Below are 17,675 nucleotides of genomic sequence, written 5' to 3'. Positions count from 1 at the left end.
ATTTGCGTCAAGCGCCGAGGAGGACGGGACGCGGGAAGGGGTGGCCGTGCCGCTGAGTGCGGGAGATCCGGAGGTCATCGGTACCTACCGGCTGCTGGACCGGCTCGGCTCCGGTGGGATGGGCGTGGTGTACCTGGCGCGCTCGTCCTCCGGCCGGAAGGTCGCGGTGAAGGTCGTCCATGCCCAGTTCACGGCCGACGACGAGTTCCGCACCCGGTTCCGGCAGGAGGTGGCGGCCGCCCGGCGGGTCAGCGGTGCGTTCACCGCGCCCGTGGTCGACGCCGATCCGGACGCCGAGCGGCCGTGGATGGCGACCCTGTACGTGTCCGGGCCCACCCTCGCGGAGCGGCTGACGGAGGGCGGGCCGCTGGACTCGGCGGAGCTGCGGCGGCTGGCCCTGGGGCTGGCCGAGGCGCTGCACGACATCCACCGGGTGGGCGTGGTGCACCGCGACCTCAAGCCGGCGAACGTCCTGATGGCGGAGGACGGCCCGCGCGTCATCGACTTCGGCATCTCCCGGGCCGGCGACAACCAGGCGCTGACCATGACCGGCCGGGTGATGGGCACCCCGCCGTTCATGTCACCCGAACAGCTGAGCCGGCCCCGGGACGTGACCGCGGCCTCCGACGTCTTCTCGCTGGGCGCGCTGCTGGTGTACGCGGCCAGCGGGCGCGGGCCCTTCGACGCGGACAGCCCGTACATGACCGCGTACCAGGTGGTGCATGAGCCGCCCGCGCTGGAGACGCTCGCGGAGCCGCTGCGCGGGATCGTGGCGGAGTGCCTGGCCAAGGACCCCGCCGCCCGCCCGAAGCTCCCCGAGCTCATGCGGCGGCTGCGCGATCTGCCCGAGAAGGGCACGCCGCGCGTCGAGGGCGCCGCGGCGGTCACCGCCCCCACGGTGACGGACTACGAGCCGACGACCGCCGGGAAGCGGCGGCGGCGCACCTTGCTGGCGGCGGGCGCCGCGGCCCTCTGCCTCGGGATCGGCGGCTCGGCCATCGCCTACTACGCCTCCGGCAACGACGGGGTGCGGACCAGCAACGGCCCGTCGACCACGGCACGGGACATGACCATGCCCCAGGGGTGGCGGTCCTGGCAGCTGCCGCTGCCGAAGGCTGCGGGCGCGAAGCCCACCTCCTGGAACGCCAGTGATCTGAGCCCCGAATGCAAGGCGGCGGGCACCACGCTGTTCTGCGGCGGGGTCGAGCTGCCGGTCCAGCGGATCAACGCGCTCAACGGGCACGTCGACTGGCGCGCCAAGGACATGGTCATGACCAATCCGCGGGACCCGGACGACCCTCCCATGGTCAGCAGCGCCCCGTTCGGCGTCCGCGGCGGCCTGGTCTACACGCACGACGCCCCCTCCGACTCGTACCACCGGGTGGTGGCCCTGCACGCGGACTCCGGCAAGGTGGCGTGGTCGCGCAACGTGACCACCTCCGACGGCTCCCGACTGGTCGGCGACCTGGTGCTCTCCACCAATCCGGCGGACTCCGCGGTGGTCGCGCGGAACGCCGAGACCGGGGAGACCGTGTGGACCAGCCCGCTGCGCAAGGGGGACCTGTGCGAGCTCACGGCGGCCGGGGGCGTGCCCTACGCCGGCTGCTCCGACGCGGAGAGCGAGGACACCTCCAGCGTCCTCGTGCGGTTCGACAAGCGGGACGGGGAGCAGCACCGGGTCGTGGGCCTGACCGAGGACGAGCAGCTGCCGCTGGGGTCGCACGACGGGGACCTGCTGGTCCTGCCGCTCGTCGAGAACGACCTGGAGCGCAACCGCACGCTCATACGGATCGACCCGAGCACGGGAAGCCGGCGCCAGGTCAAGCTGCCCGAGCACACGATCGGCACCGGGACGCTCGTCGGCGACCGCCTGTTCTTCGTGCAGCCCAGTGGCCGCGTCACCCTGGTCGACCCGGGCACGGGAGAAGAGGTGTGGAGCACGCCGACCCCCGTGGAGCAGCTCGGCCCTCCGGTGGTCTCCCCGGACTCGCGGACGGTCTATCTGGGCACGGCGAGCGGCCGGCTGCTGGCGCTGGACCTGCGGACGGGCGACCAGCTCTGGCAGAGCCCCGCGCTGAGCGCGTCCACCGGCAGCGGGTACGGGCCACCGCCGGTGGCGCTCACGCGGAACGCTGTCGTGGGGCTGACCAGCACGGGGACGGCCTTCACGGTCGATCCGCGGAACCCGGACGTGGAGCCTTCGCCGGCGCTGACGACGCCCGCCCCCAAGCCGTCCACGTCCAAGTCCACGTCCGAGCCCGCGTCAGGGTCCAAGCCCCGAGCCGGGCTGTCTCCCCTGCGGTGACGGCCCGTCAGTCGTGACCGTCAGCCGCAGCGCACGGCCACGAAGCCGTCGCTGCCGGTCTGCACGTACGCGTCCGAGACGTACTGTCCGGGCGCGATGTTGTCCCAGATGTCGGTCGTGCCGCACGGGCCGCTGACCTTCTCCCGCGGGTCTGGCAGCGGATCGGCACCCGCACGTTGTACGCCAGGACCTTGATCAGCGGGCTGGTCGTGCTCGGCCCCCGGCGGACGTTGACCCGGTAGCCGGCGGCGACCGGATACGTCACGGCCTGCGCGGCGGTCGTGCCGACCGTGCCGTCCGCCCCCTCGGCGGCGTCCTCTCTGGCTCCTATGGCGATGTCTTCCGTGGCCATGCGGCCCCTCCCCCGTCGATCCTCATGGATATCCCGCCATGTACGGGACATGCGCAGGCTAGCAAGCCTCTCCGGGCTCGCACGTGTCATCGACTAGGCTCCGTGCGTCGCGAGTGCGGCCGAATTCACGGGGGTGGGGGAATGCCGCCGCTGCGCAACGCGGGAACGGGCCCGGAAGCGGAAGATCCGGAGTACGCCGGGCAGTACCGGCTGGAAGCGCGCCTCGGCTCCGGCGGCATGGGCGTCGTCCATCTGGCCCGCTCCGACTCGGGGCTGCGCCTCGCGGTGAAGGTCGTGCACGCGGACCACGCCGTGGACCCCGAGTTCCGGGCCCGGTTCCGGCAGGAGGTGGCGGCGGCCCGACGGGTCAGCGGGGCCTTCACCGCGCCCGTGGTGGACGCCGACCCGGACGGTGCCCGGCCCTGGATGGCGACCCTGTACATCCCCGGCCCCACCCTGGCCGAACACGTCAAGCGGAACGGCCCGTTGGAACCGGACGAGGTGCTTCAACTGGCGGCCGGGCTCGCGGAGGCGCTGCGCGACATCCACCGGGCCGGCGTGGTGCACCGCGATCTCAAGCCGAGCAACGTGCTGTTGGCCACGGACGGGCCGAAGGTCATCGACTTCGGCATCTCGCGGCCGGCCGACAGCGATCTGCGGACGGAGACCGGGAAGCTGATCGGCACCCCGCCGTTCATGGCGCCCGAGCAGTTCCAGCGGCCGCGTCAGGTGGGGCCGGCGGCCGACGTGTTCGCGCTGGGCTCGGTGCTGGTGCACGCCGCGACGGGCAGCGGCCCGTTCGACTCGGAGAGTCCGTACATCGTGGCGTACCAGGTGGTCCACGACGAGGCGGATCTGGCGGGCGTGCCGGACCGGCTCGTACCGCTGATCCGCCGCTGCCTGGCCAAGGACCCGGCCGCGCGCCCCACTCCGGACGCGCTGATGGCGGCGCTGCGCGCGGTACGCGGCCCGTACGCGCCCGCACCGCGCGGACCGGCCCCGCGGGTGCCGGCGCAGCGGGGCGCGGGGCGGCGCGGCGGCCCGGGGGCGGCGGACGCGGGCGAGGTCGGCGCCGAACCAGGCGCGGACGCCGACGCGTTGGACGACGTGGGCGACGTGGGCGACGGCGGCACCGGCGACGGCCCCGGCCTCGGGGCCCGGGTGGTGGACTGGCCCCAGGCGGGCGCGCCGACCGCGGACGACGGCCCCGCACCGTCCTCGCCGCGGCGCGGCGGAAGCCCACGCCGCGGGCGGCGCGGGGTGCGGACCTGGGTGGTGGCGGCGCTGGTGCTCGCGGTGGTGCTCGGCGCGGGCACCGTCTGGACGCTGCGCGGACTCGACTTCCTGCATCGGTCCGGCCGGCACGAGCAGCCGCGCCAGGCGGCCGGATCGGCGACGCGGCCCTGGCACGTCGGCCTCGGTACGCAGGACGCGGACGGCGACGCGGACGGGATGACCGGGGCAGACGGCACAGCTGGGGCCGGCGGGACGGGCGGGGCGGGCCCGCGGGCGGCGTACTGCGGCTACGGGCGCGGCGCGCTGTACTGCACCGGCAACGGCGTCGAGGCCGCACGGCTGGACCCGGCGGACGGCCGGGTCGTCTGGTCCCGACCGGCCGCGGACGGGGGCCGGGCCGACGGCACCGTCGGCGGCGTCCCGCTGCCGCCGGTGTTCGCCGGCGGCCTGGTGCAGGTGCTCTCACCGGACGGCACCCGCCTGCGGGGGCTCGATCCGGTGACGCACACGACGCGCTGGAACCGGGACGTGTCGGCGTACGGCGGCCGGATCTACCGCGCGGGCGAGACGGTGCTGATGGTGTCCGAGGACGGTACGGTCACGGCCATCGACGCGGCCACGAACGGGCGGCGCTGGCGGCACGGCGTCAAGGGGCACGCCCTGCCCGCGTTCCACACGGACGCCGCCGGCCGCACGGCGTACGCGTTCACCGTGGCCGGGGACGGCTCGCGGACCCTGGTCACGGCGCTCGACCCGGCGCGCGGCACCCCCGCTGGGAGCGGTGGCTCGACGGGAACCTCACCCCGGTGGGCGGTGACGGCACGGTGCTCCATCTGGTCTCGACCGACACCCGGACCCGGACCGACGCGATCGTGAGCTACGACCCGGAGAGCCGTACGGCGCGGCGGGTGCCGCTGGAGGCACCGGTGACCGCCGCGAGCGTCGCCACGAGCGGCGGCATGGCCTACGTGCTGTGCGACGACGGCGGCCTGCTGGCGGTCGACACCCGGCGTACGGACCCCGATTGGGGCCAGCGCTGGCGGCTGGAGACCTCGGTGGGCAACGCGTCGCCGCTGGTGGCGGCCGAGGACCGGCTGTACTTCTCGGCGGCGGACGGGCGGCTGCTGGCCGTGGACGCGGTGGAGGGGGAGTTGCTGGGCCAGACCCCGCCCCGCCCGGGCCCTCCGGGCCAGGGCTTCGCGGGCACGCTGCCGGCGCCGGTCGCGGCGGACGGCAGGGTGTTCGGCTCGGCCCCGGACGGCACGGTGTTCAGCGTGGACGAGCGGGCGCCGTCGCGCTGGTGACGGGGCGAAGGATTGAGTACACGTACTCAGGGCGCAGGTGGGTAGCGCACGCAAGGATGGGGGCATGACCACGCCACCCCCCGCCGGCCCGACACCGTATCCGCCCGGCTCCGGGTACCCGCAGGCGTACCCGCAGTCCTCCGGGTATCCGCAGGCCTCCGGGTACCCGCCGAGCAACGGCCATCCGCAGCCGTACCCGGCGAACACCGGCTATCCGCAGCCGTATCCGCCGGCCACGGGACATCCGTACCCGGCCCCGCCCTCCCCCGAGCCGCCGCGGAACCGCCGGGCGGTGGTGGCCGGTGTCGTCGCGTTGGTCCTCGTGCTGATCGGCGGCGCCCTCACCGCGTGGTGGCTGACGCGCGACGAGGACGGCGACGCGCCGGCTGCCCGGCCGCGGGTGGAGGACAGTTCCGCCCCGGCGGCCCGACCGCGGGTGAAGGACGAGAAGGCCGGGATCTCCTACGCGATACCCGAGGGCTGGAAGCGCGACAAGGGCGACCTGATCGACGCCTTCACCACGGCGATCGGCAAGAAGGGCTCCCATGGCGAGGGCGCCTCGGTCATGGCCGGCCGGACCGGGGGCATACCGCAGCCCCGGCTGCGGTACGAGACGGAGCGCGCGGCCTCGTCGAACGCGGAGTACTTCTGCCCGGACAGCAAGACGACGCCCCAGGAAACCAAGGCGACGACGGTCAGCGGCCGGCCCGCGCACACGGCGGTGCTCAAGGTGACCCACCCCGACTGCGGCACCCTCTATCTCCGCATGACCGTCGTCTCGGTGGACGACAGCCGCTCGGCCTTCCTCCTCGGCCTGTCCCCGCAGCAGGGGCGGGACGAGGTCGACGCCGTGCTGAAGGACGCCTCCCTGCTGTGACGGCCCCGGCCGTGGCGGCCGAGGCCGTCACGGCCGTCACGGCTGTACGGGCCGTCAGCCCAGCTTGCCCACGTCCCGCACCGCGCCCTTGTCCGCGCTGGTCGCCATCGCCGCGTACGCCCGCAGCGCCGCCGACACCTTCCGTTCGCGGTTCTTCGGGGCGTACACGCCGCCCAGCGCCGCGCGGCGGGCCGCCAGCGTGGCGTCGTCGACCAGCAGCTCGATCGAGCGGTTCGGGATGTCGATCCGGATCCGGTCGCCGTCCTCGACGAGCGCGATCGTGCCGCCGGAGGCCGCCTCGGGGGAGGCGTGGCCGATCGACAGCCCCGATGTGCCGCCGGAGAAGCGGCCGTCGGTCACCAGCGCGCAGGCCTTGCCCAGGCCGCGGCCCTTGAGGAAGGACGTCGGGTAGAGCATCTCCTGCATGCCGGGGCCGCCGCGCGGGCCCTCGTAGCGGATGACGACGACGTCGCCCTCCTTGACGACCTTGGAGAGGATCTTGTCGACGGCCTCCTCCTGCGACTCGCAGACGACGGCCGGGCCCTCGAACGTCCAGATCGACTCGTCGACGCCCGCCGTCTTCACGACGCTGCCGTCCTCGGCGATGTTGCCCCTGAGCACCGCCAGGCCGCCGTCCTTGGAGTAGGCGTGCTCGACGGAGCGGATGCAGCCGCCCTCGGCGTCCACGTCCAGGGACTCCCAGCGCTCGGACTGCGAGAAGGCGGTGGCGGAGCGGACGCAGCCGGGGGCGGCGTGCCACAGCTCGACGGCCTCGGCGGACGGCGAACCGCCGCGCACGTCCCAGGTCTTGAGCCAGTCGGCGAGGGAGGGGCTGTGCACGGTGTGCACGTCCTCGTTGAGCAGTCCGCCGCGGTACAGCTCGCCGAGGATCGCCGGGATGCCGCCGGCGCGGTGCACGTCCTCCATGTAGTACGTGCCGCCGGGGGCCACGTTCGGCGCGACCTTCGCCAGGCACGGCACGCGGCGCGAGACCGCGTCGATGTCGGTGAGGTCGTAGTCCAGCTCGGCCTCCTGGGCGGCGGCGAGCAGGTGCAGGATCGTGTTGGTCGAGCCGCCCATCGCGATGTCGAGCGCCATGGCGTTCTCGAAGGCGGCGCGGGTGGCGATGTTGCGCGGCAGGACGGACTCGTCGCCGTCCTCGTAGTACCGCTTGGTGATCTCCACGACCGTGCGGCCGGCGTTCTCGTACAGCGCGCGGCGGGCGGTGTGGGTGGCGAGCACCGAGCCGTTGCCCGGGAGGGAGAGGCCGACGGCCTCGGTGAGGCAGTTCATCGAGTTGGCGGTGAACATGCCGGAACACGACCCGCAGGTCGGGCAGGCGTTCTCCTCGATGCGCAGGACGTCCTCGTCCGAGACGTTCTCGTTGACCGAGTCGACGATGGCGTTGATCAGGTCGAGCTTGCGGACCGTGCCGTCGACGAGGGTGGCCTGGCCGGCCTCCATCGGGCCGCCGGAGACGAAGACCACCGGGATGTTCAGCCGCATGGCCGCCATCAGCATGCCCGGCGTGATCTTGTCGCAGTTGGAGATGCAGATCAGCGCGTCGGCGCAGTGCGCCTCGACCATGTACTCGACCGAGTCGGCGATCAGGTCGCGGGACGGGAGGCTGTAGAGCATGCCGCCGTGGCCCATCGCGATGCCGTCGTCGACGGCGATGGTGTTGAACTCGCGCGGCACCGCGCCCGCGGCGCGGATGGCGTCGGAGACGATCCGGCCGACCGGCGCCAGGTGCGTGTGCCCGGGCACGAACTCGGTGAAGGAGTTGGCCACCGCGACGATCGGCTTGCCGATGTCCTCGCTCGCTACGCCCGACGCCCGCATAAGGGCGCGGGCGCCCGCCATGTTGCGGCCATGAGTGACGGTGCGGGACCTCAGCTCGGGCACAGTGCTCCACTCCCTCGTGTATACGGCTGCTGCCTACTGCGAAGCGTACGCCGCGCATCCGAGATCTGGACGGGAAGTCCGGATGACGGGACAACGCGGCGGCTTGTCGAGACCACGCGGCGCCTGTCGTCACGCGGCGCTCGTCGTCACGCGGCGCTCGTCGTCACGCGGCGTCGGCGGTCACTTCTCCGTCAGGTACCGCTGGATCGTCGGACCGACCATCGCCACGATCTCATCGATCTCCGCCGACGCGATGGGATCCATCCGGATCACGTACCGCAGCATCGCGATCCCCAGCAGCTGACCGGAGGCCAACTGCGCCCGGAACTTCGGGTCCGGGATGTCGCTCAGGTCGCTCAGCTCGCCGGCCATCCGCTCCAGGAGCCGGCGCTCGATCATCTTGCGCAGGACGGCGGCGGCGGTCTCGTTGGTCAGCGCCGAGCGCAGGACGGCCAGCATGGGCGCGCGGGTGGCGGGGCTCTCCCAGATCCCGAACATCGCGCGCGCGATCCGCTCCCCCACCGCCTCCCGGCTGCCCTCGGCCACCACGTCCGGTACGGACATCGCGGGCGCGAAGCTCAGCTCGATGGCGGCGGCGAAGACCTGCTCCTTGGTGCCGAAGTAGTGGTGCACCAGCGCCGGGTCCACGCCCGCCGCCTTGGCGATGCCGCGCACCGACGCCTTGTCGTAGCCGCGCTCGGCGAACTCGGTCCGGGCGGCGTCGAGAATCCGGTCCCGCGCGGCGGGGCCGTCGGCGGCGGTACGGGCCGGCCGGCCGCGGCGGCGCGGGGCGGGGCCGGTGGCGTCGTCGGCGGGCGCGGGGCCGGTGGCGTCGTCGGCGGCCGTCATGAGCGCGGCACCCTGGTCGGCGAGGCGAGGTGCAGCCGGGTGAAGGCCAACGCCTCCGCCAGGTCCGCCTCGCGCTCCGCGCCGGACATCGCGCGGCGGGTGTTGACCTCGACGACCACGTGGCCGTCGAAGCCGGTCGCGGCCAGCCGCTCCAGGACCTCGGCGCACGGCTGGGTGCCGCGCCCGGGCACGAGGTGCTCGTCCTTGTTGGAGCCGCATCCATCCGCCAGGTGGACATGGCCCAGCCGGTCACCCATGCGGTCGACCATCTTCAGGGCGTCGGTGCGGGCCGTGGCGGTGTGCGACAGGTCGATCGTGAAGTGCCGGTAGTCGTCGCTGGTGACGTCCCAGTCGGGGGCGTACGCGAGCATCTCGCGGTCGCGGTACCGCCACGGGTACATGTTCTCGACCGCGAACCGGACATCCGTCTCGCCGCTCATCCGCCAGATGCCCCGGACGAAGTCGCGCGCGTACCCGCGCTGCCAGCGGAACGGCGGATGGACGACCACGGTGCTCGCGCCGAGCTTCTCGGCCGCCGCCTTCGCCCGCTGGAGCTTCACCCACGGGTCGGTGGACCACACGCGCTGCGTGATCAGCAGGCAGGGCGCGTGCACGGCGAGGATCGGCACCTGGTGGTAGTCGGAGAGCCGGCGCAGTGACTCGATGTCCTGGCTGACGGGATCCGTCCAGACCATCACCTCGATCCCGTCGTAGCCCAGACGGGCGGCGATCTCGAAGGCCGTCGCCGTCGACCCGGGATAGACCGAGGCCGTGGACAGCGCGACCTTCGCATCCGGGATGCGCACCACTGGCTCTGTCACGAGGGACAGCGTACGGCCGCCCGTCGGAACGGAGGGAGACGGCCGCCCGTCAAGAGGCCGGGAGATCGTCAAGACGCCGGAACGCGGTCAGGGCGCCGGGGAGACGACGAAGCCGCCGGACACGCGGTTACGGCGTCGAGAACACGGCCGAGAAACCGAACGCGGTCACGGCGTCGGAAGGTGGTCGAGGCGGCGCAGGATCACGCCCTCGCGAAGCGCCCAGGGGCAGACCTCCAGCTCCTCCACCCCGAACAGGTCCATCGCGCCCTCGGCGACCAGCGCCCCGGCCACCAGCTGGCTCGCACGGCCCTCCGACACGCCGGGCAGGTCCGCGCGCTGGACCGTCGGCATGACGGCCAGCTTCGGCACCCACTCCTCCATGGCCTGCAAGGACAGCTTGCGGGTGATGTACGGGCCGTCGGCGGAGCGCGCCGCGCCCGCGATCCGGGCCAGCTGCTTGAAGGTCTTGGAGGTGCCGACGACGTGGTCGGGCGGGCCGAGCCGGTTGAAGTCGCCGACGATCCGGGCGATCTGGGCGCGGACGTGCCGCCGCAGCGCGCGGACGTCGGTCGGCTCGGGCGGGTCGCCGGGCAGCCAGCCGGCGGTCAGCCGACCCGCGCCCAGCGGCAGGGAGACCGCCAGGGCCGGGTCCTCGTCCAGCCCGTACGCGATCTCCAGCGAGCCGCCGCCGATGTCGAGGACCAGCAGGCGGCCGGCCGACCAGCCGAGCCAGCGGCGGGCGGCGAGGAAGGTGAGCCGCGCCTCCTCCTCGCCGCTGAGCACGGTCAGTGAGACGCCGGTCTCCTCGGCGACGCGCGCCAGCACCTCGTCCGCGTTGGTCGCCTCGCGGACGGCGGAGGTCGCGAACGGCAGCACGTCCTCCACGCCCTTGTCCTCGGCCGCCACCAGCGCGTCCTTGATCACCGAGATCAGCCGCTCCACGCCGGCGGGCCCGATGGCGCCGTCCGCGTCGAGCAGTTCCGCCAGCCGCAGCTGCGCCTTGTGCGAGTGGGCGGGCAGGGGACGCGCGCCCGGGTGCGCGTCCACCACGAGCAGGTGGACGGTGTTCGAACCCACGTCGAGGACTCCGAGTCTCATGCCTGCACGCTACTGCGCCCGCTGACCGGTCATGCACGGGTCCCCGCCCGCTTAGGCTTGAGGGGTGGCGAAGACGAAAAAGGCCAAGCAGGACAAAGTGGCGAAGAAGCAGGCGAACGGGAACGGCGCCCTCCGGGACGAGGTCGGGCTGGACTTCCCGCGCGCCTGGGTCGAGTTCCCCGACCCCGCCGACGACGAGCAGGTCTTCCGCTGCGACCTCACCTGGCTGACGTCCCGCTGGACCTGCGTCTTCGGCCAGGGCTGCCAGGGCATCCAGGCCGGCCGCGCCGCCGACGGCTGCTGCACCCTGGGCGCGCACTTCTCGGACGAGGAGGACGAGCAGCGGGTGGCGGTCGAGGTGGCCCGGCTCACCCCGGACATCTGGCAGTTCCACGACGTCGGCCGCGAGACGGGCTGGACGCAGACGGACGAGGACGGCGACCGCCAGACCCGCCGGTATGAGGGCTCGTGCATCTTCCAGAACCGGCCCGGGTTCGCGGGCGGTGCGGGCTGCTCCCTGCACATCCTGGCGCTGCGGGACGGCCGCGAGCCGCTGGAGACCAAGCCGGACGTGTGCTGGCAGCTGCCGATCCGGCGGACGTACGACTGGATCGACCGCCCGGACGACACCCGGGTGCTCCAGATCACGATCGGCGAGTACGACCGGCGCGGCTGGGGCCCCGGGGGCCACGACCTGCACTGGTGGTGCACGTCGGCGACGTCGGCACACGGCGGGGGTGAGCCGGTGTACGTGTCGTACCGGCCGGAGCTGACGGAGCTGATGGGCAAGGAGGGGTACGAGAAGCTGGCCGAGCTCTGCGCGGCCCGCCTGGCCTCGCAGCTCCCCCTCCTGGCCCCCCACCCCGCCGACCCGCCCCGCTGACGCGGCCCCTGAGCCCGGCCGGCGGCCCCCTGAGCCCGGCCGTGGCCCCGGCCGAGCGGTCAGCCGGCTCGGGTGGTCAGCCGGGGCAGCGGGACGGGGCAGCGGACGACCAAGGTCGGGCGGCGAACACGCGTGCACGCCGAGCCCGGTCGTGGCCCGGCCGAGTGGTCAGCCGGTTCGGGTGGTGGGCTGCGGGGTCGGGGACGGCTCCGCCGGGGGCGGGTCGCTCGGCGTCGGGGACGGCGGGGGCGTCGGGCTCGGCGTGGGCCCCGGGGTCGGGCCGGAAGGCGCGCCGCCCTCGATCACCACCATCCCGGCCGACGGTCCCACCTCCACCCGGGCGCTCCAGCGGCCCTCCGGCTCCAGCCCGTGGTCCACGTACACCGTGAACGTCACCGACTCGCCCGGCCGCAGCACCCCGGCCGTCCGGCTCAGCTGGAGCCATCCGGCGCTCGGCGTGGCGGACCAGCGCACCGGGGACCCGCCGGACGCCGTGAGCGTGATGGCCGTCACGTCGCCGCTCGGCTGCGCGTCGACCGTCAGCCGACCCGGCCCCGGCGCGGGTCGGCCGGGGCGCGGGGGCCGCGACTCCTCGCCGCGCGAGCGGCGGTGCTCCTTACGGCGCTCGGCGCCTTCCTCACGGGTGGCTCCCGAGTCCCCCCGGGCATCCGTCCACCGCCCGCCGTCCGGACCGATCACGTCGACCGCCAGGCCGGATCCCGGGGCGCCGTCGCGCGGCCACGGGCCGAGGCTCTCGTCCTGGGCGCTGCCCGCCTCCTCGTACCGGCGGCCGTCGAGCCCGTCCTCGCTGTCCTCCCGCGACGCGACCGCGTCCGCGTCGCGGGCCTCGCCGGTCAACGGCGCGCCCCGGTACGCCGCCCACAGCGCGAGCACCGGTGCCGCGATCACGGTCGCGACCACCGTGGTGGCCATCGCGCGGCTGCGCATCCGGCTCCGGCGCGCGGCGCGGTCCTTGGGGGCCAGGGGGAAGCCGAGCCGGTCGAACCGCGGTCCCGCGCCCGCGCGGGTCGGGCGTGCCCGCAGGGCGCGCAGCATCGCGGCGTGCACCGCCGGGCGCGGCGCGTCGAGCACCGGCAGTTCGGCGGGCGCGGCGGCCGTCCCCGGCCAGGGGCCGCCCGCGGTGGCCTGCTCCGCCCGGCGGCGGCAGGCGCGGCAGTCGTCGACGTGCCGGACCAGTTCCCGGCGGAGCGCGGCGGACAGCAGCACCCGCGTGTCGCCCGCGAGCCGGGCGACGACCGGGCAGTGCCCGAGTTCCACGACGGCGAGCGCGGCGCGGGTCCGCTCGACCTCGCAGGCGGCGCTGGCCAGCAGGGCGCGGGTCTCGTCGCGCTCCCGGCCGATCACGGCCGCGACCTCCTGCGGTGTGAGCCGGTGGCGTACGGACAGTTCGAGGGCCTCGCGCTGCTCGGCGGTGGTGCCGGCGGCCTCCGGCCAGGCCAGCGCGGCGAGTTCGCGACGGCGCTGGGCGGCCGCGGCGTCGGAGGCCGTCTCGCGCGGCCCCTGCCGCGTACAGCCCGTCAGTTCGGCGAGCTTGCGCTGGCAGGCCCAGCGGGCGAGGGCGTAGAGCCAGGAGCGTTCCAGCGCCTTGTCCGCCGGGACGCGGCGGCCGCGCGCACGCTGCCGCTCGGAGACGGCGAGCGCGTCGCCGAGCGCGGCCGTCGCGGTGTCGTGATCGCACAGAACGGACAGGCAGTAGGTGAAGAGGCCGTCCAGATACGGCTCGTAGTGCGCCAAAGGGCGCTGGGTACAGCCCTGGGGCTCGGCTCCCGGAGGCTCACCCTCCGAGGGTCGACCCTCTGCAGGTCCGCCCGCTGGGGGGCCGTCCGCCGGGGGGCCGTCCGCCGGAGGGCCATCCGTTGGAGGTTCGTTTCCCCAAGATCCGTTTCCCTGAGGCGCGTTCCCCTCAGATACCTCCATGGAGGGCCCCCTGGAGAGGGGCCCCGAGACGCGGCGTCGCGCCCGGTGTGCGCCGGTGGCGTGCGTGGGGTGCTCTGACCGTGTGCTCATCACTCGGTGACGGTAGGCGGATGATGCAGACGCGCTCGGGACTCTTGGACAGGTTTAACCCTTACGGGTGACCATCTCCCTCAAAGGGGGACAGAAGATCCGACGGGGACCGTGCAACCTGCTATGTGCCCGGCGCACGTGCCCCGGCGCGTGCCGACGGCGCACAGGGCGCCCTGCCCCAGGCGGAGCGCCTCCCCGCACCGCGCGGGCCGGCCGGGTTCGGGGGCCGTACCCCCGTTGTCAGTGCCCGGCGCTAGCGTTGCGGCATGGCTGCCCGTACCTCCCGCTCGTCCGCCAAGGACCGGCCCTCCTACCGCTGCACCGAGTGCGGCTGGACCACCGCCAAGTGGCTCGGCCGCTGCCCGGAGTGCCAGGCGTGGGGGACGGTCGAGGAGTTCGGCGCGCCCGCCGTGCGGACCACCGCGCCCGGCCGGGTCACCTCGGCCGCGCTCCCCATCGGCCAGGTCGACGGCCGCCAGGCCACCGCGCGGGGCACCGGCGTTCCCGAGCTGGACCGGGTGCTGGGCGGCGGGCTGATCCCCGGGGCCGTCGTGCTGCTGGCGGGCGAGCCGGGCGTCGGCAAGTCCACGCTGCTGCTGGACGTCGCCGCCAAGGCCGCCGACGACGACCACCGCACGCTCTACATCACCGGCGAGGAGTCCGCGAGCCAGGTGCGGCTGCGCGCCGACCGCATCGGCGCGCTCAGCGACCATCTGTACCTCGCCGCCGAGACCGACCTGTCCGCCGTCCTCGGCCACCTCGACACCGTCAAGCCGTCGCTGCTGGTCCTCGACTCCGTACAGACCGTCGCCTCCCCCGAGATCGACGGCGCGCCCGGCGGCATGGCGCAGGTCCGCGAGGTGGCCGGGGCGCTGATCCGGGCGTCGAAGGAGCGCGGCATGGCCACCCTGCTCGTCGGCCATGTCACCAAGGACGGGGCCATCGCGGGCCCGCGCCTGCTGGAGCACCTGGTGGATGTCGTGCTGAGTTTCGAAGGCGACCGGCACGCCCGGCTCCGGCTGGTGCGCGGCGTGAAGAACCGGTACGGGGCCACCGACGAGGTCGGCTGCTTCGAGCTGCACGACGAGGGCATCACCGGCCTCGCCGACCCTTCCGGGCTCTTCCTCACCCGCCGCGCCGAGGCCGTGCCCGGCACCTGCCTGACGGTGACGCTGGAGGGCCGCCGCCCGCTGGTCGCCGAAGTGCAGGCGCTGACCGTCGACTCGCAGATCCCTTCGCCGCGCCGCACCACCTCCGGCCTGGAGACCTCGCGGGTGTCGATGATGCTGGCCGTGCTGGAGCAGCGCGGCCGGATCAGCGCGCTGGGCAAGCGCGACATCTACAGCGCCACGGTCGGCGGCGTGAAGCTGTCCGAGCCCGCCGCGGACCTCGCCGTGGCCCTCGCGCTGGCCAGCGCCGCCAGCGACACCCCGCTGCCCAAGAACCTGGTGGCGATCGGCGAGGTCGGGCTGGCGGGCGAGGTCAGGCGGGTGACGGGCGTGCAGCGGCGGCTGGCGGAGGCGGCCCGGCTGGGCTTCACGCACGCGCTGGTCCCGGGCGATCCCGGCAGGATCCCGGAGGGGATGCGCGTTCAGGAAGTGGCGGACATAGGGGACGCGCTCCGGGTGCTGCCCCGGCGCGTACGCCGGGAGGCCCCACGGGAGGAGGTCGAGCGCCGGTAGACTTTGCCCTGGTCTCGCCCGTACGTACGCACCACCGGACGGCCGGGGGACGGCCCGCGGCACCGACAGACTGGCGACGGAGGAGTGCAGTGGCAGCAGGCGACCGGGCGGCACCCGGCAAGGCCGATGACCTGATGCGCGCCTCGCTGAGCGCCGTCGCACCCGGCACGGCGCTGCGGGACGGGCTGGAGCGCGTCGTGCGCGGCAACACGGGCGGCCTCATCGTCCTGGGCATGGACAAGACCGTCGAGCCCCTGTGTACCGGCGGCTTCGTCCTGGACGTCGAGTTCTCCGCGACCCGGCTGCGCGAGCTGTGCAAGCTGGACGGCGCGCTGATCCTCGACAAGGACATCACCAAGATCGTGCGGGCGGGCGTCCAGCTGGTCCCGGACGCGTCCATCCCCACCGAGGAGACCGGCACCCGGCACCGCACCGCGCAGCGCGTCTCCATCCAGACCAAGTTCCCGGTCGTCTCCGTCAGCCAGTCGATGCGGCTGATCGCGCTCTACGTGGACGGGGAGCGGCGCGTCCTGGAGGAGTCGGCGGCCATCCTGTCCCGCGCCAACCAGGCGCTGGCGACGCTGGAGCGGTACAAGCTGCGGCTGGACGAGGTGGCGGGCACGCTGTCCGCGCTCGAGATCGAGGACCTCGTCACCGTCCGGGACGTGACGGCGGTGGCGCAGCGCCTGGAGATGGTGCGCCGGATCGCCACGGAGATCGCCGAGTACGTGGTCGAGCTGGGCACCGACGGCCGCCTCCTCTCCCTCCAGCTGGACGAGTTGATCGCGGGCGTGGAGCCCGAGCGTGAGCTGGTCATCCGCGACTACGTGCCGGAGCCGACCGCCAAGCGCACCCGCACGGTCGCGGAGGCGCTGGCGGAACTGGACCGGCTCAGCCACGCCGAGCTGCTCGAACTGCCCATCGTGGCGCGGGCCCTGGGCTACAGCGGCTCGCCCGAGACCCTCGACTCGGCGGTCTCGCCGCGCGGATTCCGGCTGCTGGCCAAGGTGCCGCGGCTGCCGGGCGCGATCATCGAGCGGCTGGTGGAGCACTTCGGCGGCCTGCAGAAGCTGCTGGCAGCGAGCGTGGACGACCTCCAGACGGTCGACGGGGTGGGCGAGGCGCGCGCCCGGTCGGTGCGTGAGGGACTCTCCCGGCTCGCCGAATCCTCGATTCTCGAACGCTACGTGTAGCGGTACGCGTACCGGTGGAGGCACCGGTGCGCGTACGCGTATGAACGGACGGCCGGAGCGGACGGTGCGCGCTCCGGCCACCGGTCTGCGCACCGCCGGTCTTCGCACCGCCGGTCTTCGCACTACCGGTCTGCGCACCGTCGGTCTGCGGCCGTCAGTCCTTTTCGAGGGTGAACGAGACCTGCGCGGCGCCGAGTCCGCCGACCTTCGCCTCGACGAGGTACTCGCCGGCCCCGGCGGCGGCGCCGCCCGACGGCGTGGCGCAGCCCTCGGCGCTCCGCTCGCGGTCCCACACCACCGTGCGCTTGCTCTCGCCCTCGCCGGGGACCTCGATCAGCGCGACAGCGCTGCCCTTCGGGCAGTCGTCGGACGCCCACACATGGTCGTCTTCGGAGTCCGTGATGGTGAGCGAGGCCGAGGCGCGGCCGAAGTCCACCTTGCAGGCGCTGGACGCGGAGTTCTTGACGATGATCTCGAACGTCGGCTTCTCGTCGGCCGCGTAGGAGCTCTTCACGCGGCCGCCCTTCACGCTGCGCACGGTCAGTTCGACCGCGCCGGGCTTACAGTCCGGCAGCAGCGAGTCGGCCGGTACGGCGACGCCCTCGCCGGAGCCGATGCCCTGGGCGCCGTCCGCACCGGAGCCGCCGCCGCCCGAACCGCCGCCCGCGGCACCGTCGTTGCCGCCACCGCCGCCCGAACCGCTGCCGTCCTCGTCGTCGTCCGCCTCGTCCCGCCCGCCCGGCCGATTGCTGTTCACCGGCGTGGTCGCCGAAGGCCCGGGGGTGATGGTGCTCGCGGCTCCGTCGCCGCCCGTTCCCTTGCTCTCGTCGTGCTTGCCGCCGCCCGAACCACCCAGGCTGAAGGCCCAGACGGCCAGGAGGGCGAGAAGGACGAACAGGAGCAGCGCAACTGCCCTCCGTCGCCAGTAGATGGAGGAGGGGAGCGGCCCGATCGGATTGCGCAGAGATCCCACGCGGAAACTCTACGAGAGATCCGAGGCACCACCAGCCAGTACCCGCCGCACAAGCCCCTTACTTTTCCCATCATCTGACCGGACGGCGGGGCCGCGCCCCCTGACTTTCGTCAGATACGGCCACTGACGAACGCCCGATGTGGTGACTGCGTACGGATTCGTACCGTCC

11 protein-coding genes and 2 pseudogenes are annotated in these 17,675 nt (G+C 74.0%); 6 read left to right on the top strand and 7 right to left on the bottom strand.

The genetic code is table 11. The features are described 5' to 3' along the window. Positions 1–46 precede the first annotated feature (46 nt). The gene (locus tag Q3Y56_RS19790) at positions 47–2,305 is read left to right on the top strand and encodes a serine/threonine-protein kinase (protein WP_304463214.1); all 2,259 of its coding nucleotides are present in this window, start codon (positions 47–49) and stop codon (positions 2,303–2,305) included. Between the two features lie 20 nt (positions 2,306–2,325). On the opposite strand, the pseudogene Q3Y56_RS19785 reads toward Q3Y56_RS19790, so the two are convergent. Continuing rightward, positions 2,326–2,657, bottom strand: a pseudogene (locus Q3Y56_RS19785) (SH3 domain-containing protein). A 141-nt stretch (positions 2,658–2,798) separates the two neighbouring features. Between Q3Y56_RS19785 and Q3Y56_RS19780 the strand changes: the two are divergent. Continuing rightward, positions 2,799–5,197, top strand: a pseudogene (locus tag Q3Y56_RS19780) (PQQ-binding-like beta-propeller repeat protein). Positions 5,198–5,261: 64 nt separating this feature from the next. Beyond that, the gene (locus Q3Y56_RS19775; protein WP_304463213.1) at positions 5,262–6,074 is read left to right on the top strand and encodes a hypothetical protein; all 813 of its coding nucleotides are present in this window, start codon (positions 5,262–5,264) and stop codon (positions 6,072–6,074) included. A 54-nt stretch (positions 6,075–6,128) separates the two neighbouring features. Here the strand turns inward: Q3Y56_RS19775 and ilvD are convergent, their stop codons facing one another. From ilvD to Q3Y56_RS19755, 4 genes are all read right to left on the bottom strand, one after another. Beyond that, positions 6,129–7,979, bottom strand: a complete 1,851-nt coding sequence (ilvD, locus tag Q3Y56_RS19770; protein ID WP_304463212.1) for a dihydroxy-acid dehydratase — start codon at positions 7,977–7,979, stop codon at positions 6,129–6,131. Between the two features lie 180 nt (positions 7,980–8,159). Then, a complete protein-coding gene (locus Q3Y56_RS19765; protein ID WP_304463211.1) occupies positions 8,160–8,828 on the bottom strand; it encodes a TetR family transcriptional regulator in 669 nt (222 codons plus the stop codon). Beyond that, positions 8,825–9,649, bottom strand: a complete 825-nt coding sequence (locus tag Q3Y56_RS19760) for a sugar phosphate isomerase/epimerase (protein ID WP_304463210.1) — start codon at positions 9,647–9,649, stop codon at positions 8,825–8,827. Before Q3Y56_RS19760 ends, Q3Y56_RS19765 begins: the two co-directional genes overlap by 4 nt. A 165-nt stretch (positions 9,650–9,814) precedes the next feature. Continuing rightward, entirely contained in the window at positions 9,815–10,747 is a 933-nt protein-coding gene (locus Q3Y56_RS19755; RefSeq protein ID WP_304463209.1) for a Ppx/GppA phosphatase family protein, read from the bottom strand. A gap of 64 nt (positions 10,748–10,811) precedes the next feature. Here Q3Y56_RS19755 and Q3Y56_RS19750 point away from each other — a divergent pair, with 64 nt between their 5' ends. Further along, positions 10,812–11,630 (top strand): hypothetical protein, encoded by an 819-nt coding sequence (locus Q3Y56_RS19750; protein WP_304463208.1) that lies wholly within the window; start codon positions 10,812–10,814, stop codon positions 11,628–11,630. Between the two features lie 168 nt (positions 11,631–11,798). Here Q3Y56_RS19750 and Q3Y56_RS19745 read toward each other — a convergent pair whose 3' ends face one another. After that, positions 11,799–13,385, bottom strand: a complete 1,587-nt coding sequence (locus Q3Y56_RS19745) for a sigma-70 family RNA polymerase sigma factor (protein WP_304463207.1) — start codon at positions 13,383–13,385, stop codon at positions 11,799–11,801. A gap of 539 nt (positions 13,386–13,924) precedes the next feature. Between Q3Y56_RS19745 and radA the strand changes: the two genes are divergently transcribed. After that, positions 13,925–15,340 carry a DNA repair protein RadA gene (gene radA, locus Q3Y56_RS19740; protein ID WP_304463206.1) on the top strand — a complete coding sequence of 472 codons (1,416 nt, stop codon included), beginning with the start codon at positions 13,925–13,927 and terminating at the stop codon, positions 15,338–15,340. A 134-nt stretch (positions 15,341–15,474) separates the two neighbouring features. Next, entirely contained in the window at positions 15,475–16,533 is a 1,059-nt protein-coding gene (disA, locus tag Q3Y56_RS19735; RefSeq protein ID WP_304465693.1) for a DNA integrity scanning diadenylate cyclase DisA, read from the top strand. A 154-nt stretch (positions 16,534–16,687) separates the two neighbouring features. Here the strand turns inward: disA and Q3Y56_RS19730 are convergent, their stop codons facing one another. Beyond that, a complete protein-coding gene (locus Q3Y56_RS19730) occupies positions 16,688–17,506 on the bottom strand; it encodes a hypothetical protein (protein ID WP_304463205.1) in 819 nt (272 codons plus the stop codon). Positions 17,507–17,675 lie beyond the last annotated feature (169 nt).

This window comes from Streptomyces sp. XD-27, assembly GCF_030553055.1.
In the GTDB taxonomy this organism is placed as follows: Bacteria; Actinomycetota; Actinomycetes; order Streptomycetales; family Streptomycetaceae; genus Streptomyces.
Note: the sequence above shows the minus strand (reverse complement) of the source record. Positions and strands in the feature narration are given on the sequence as shown.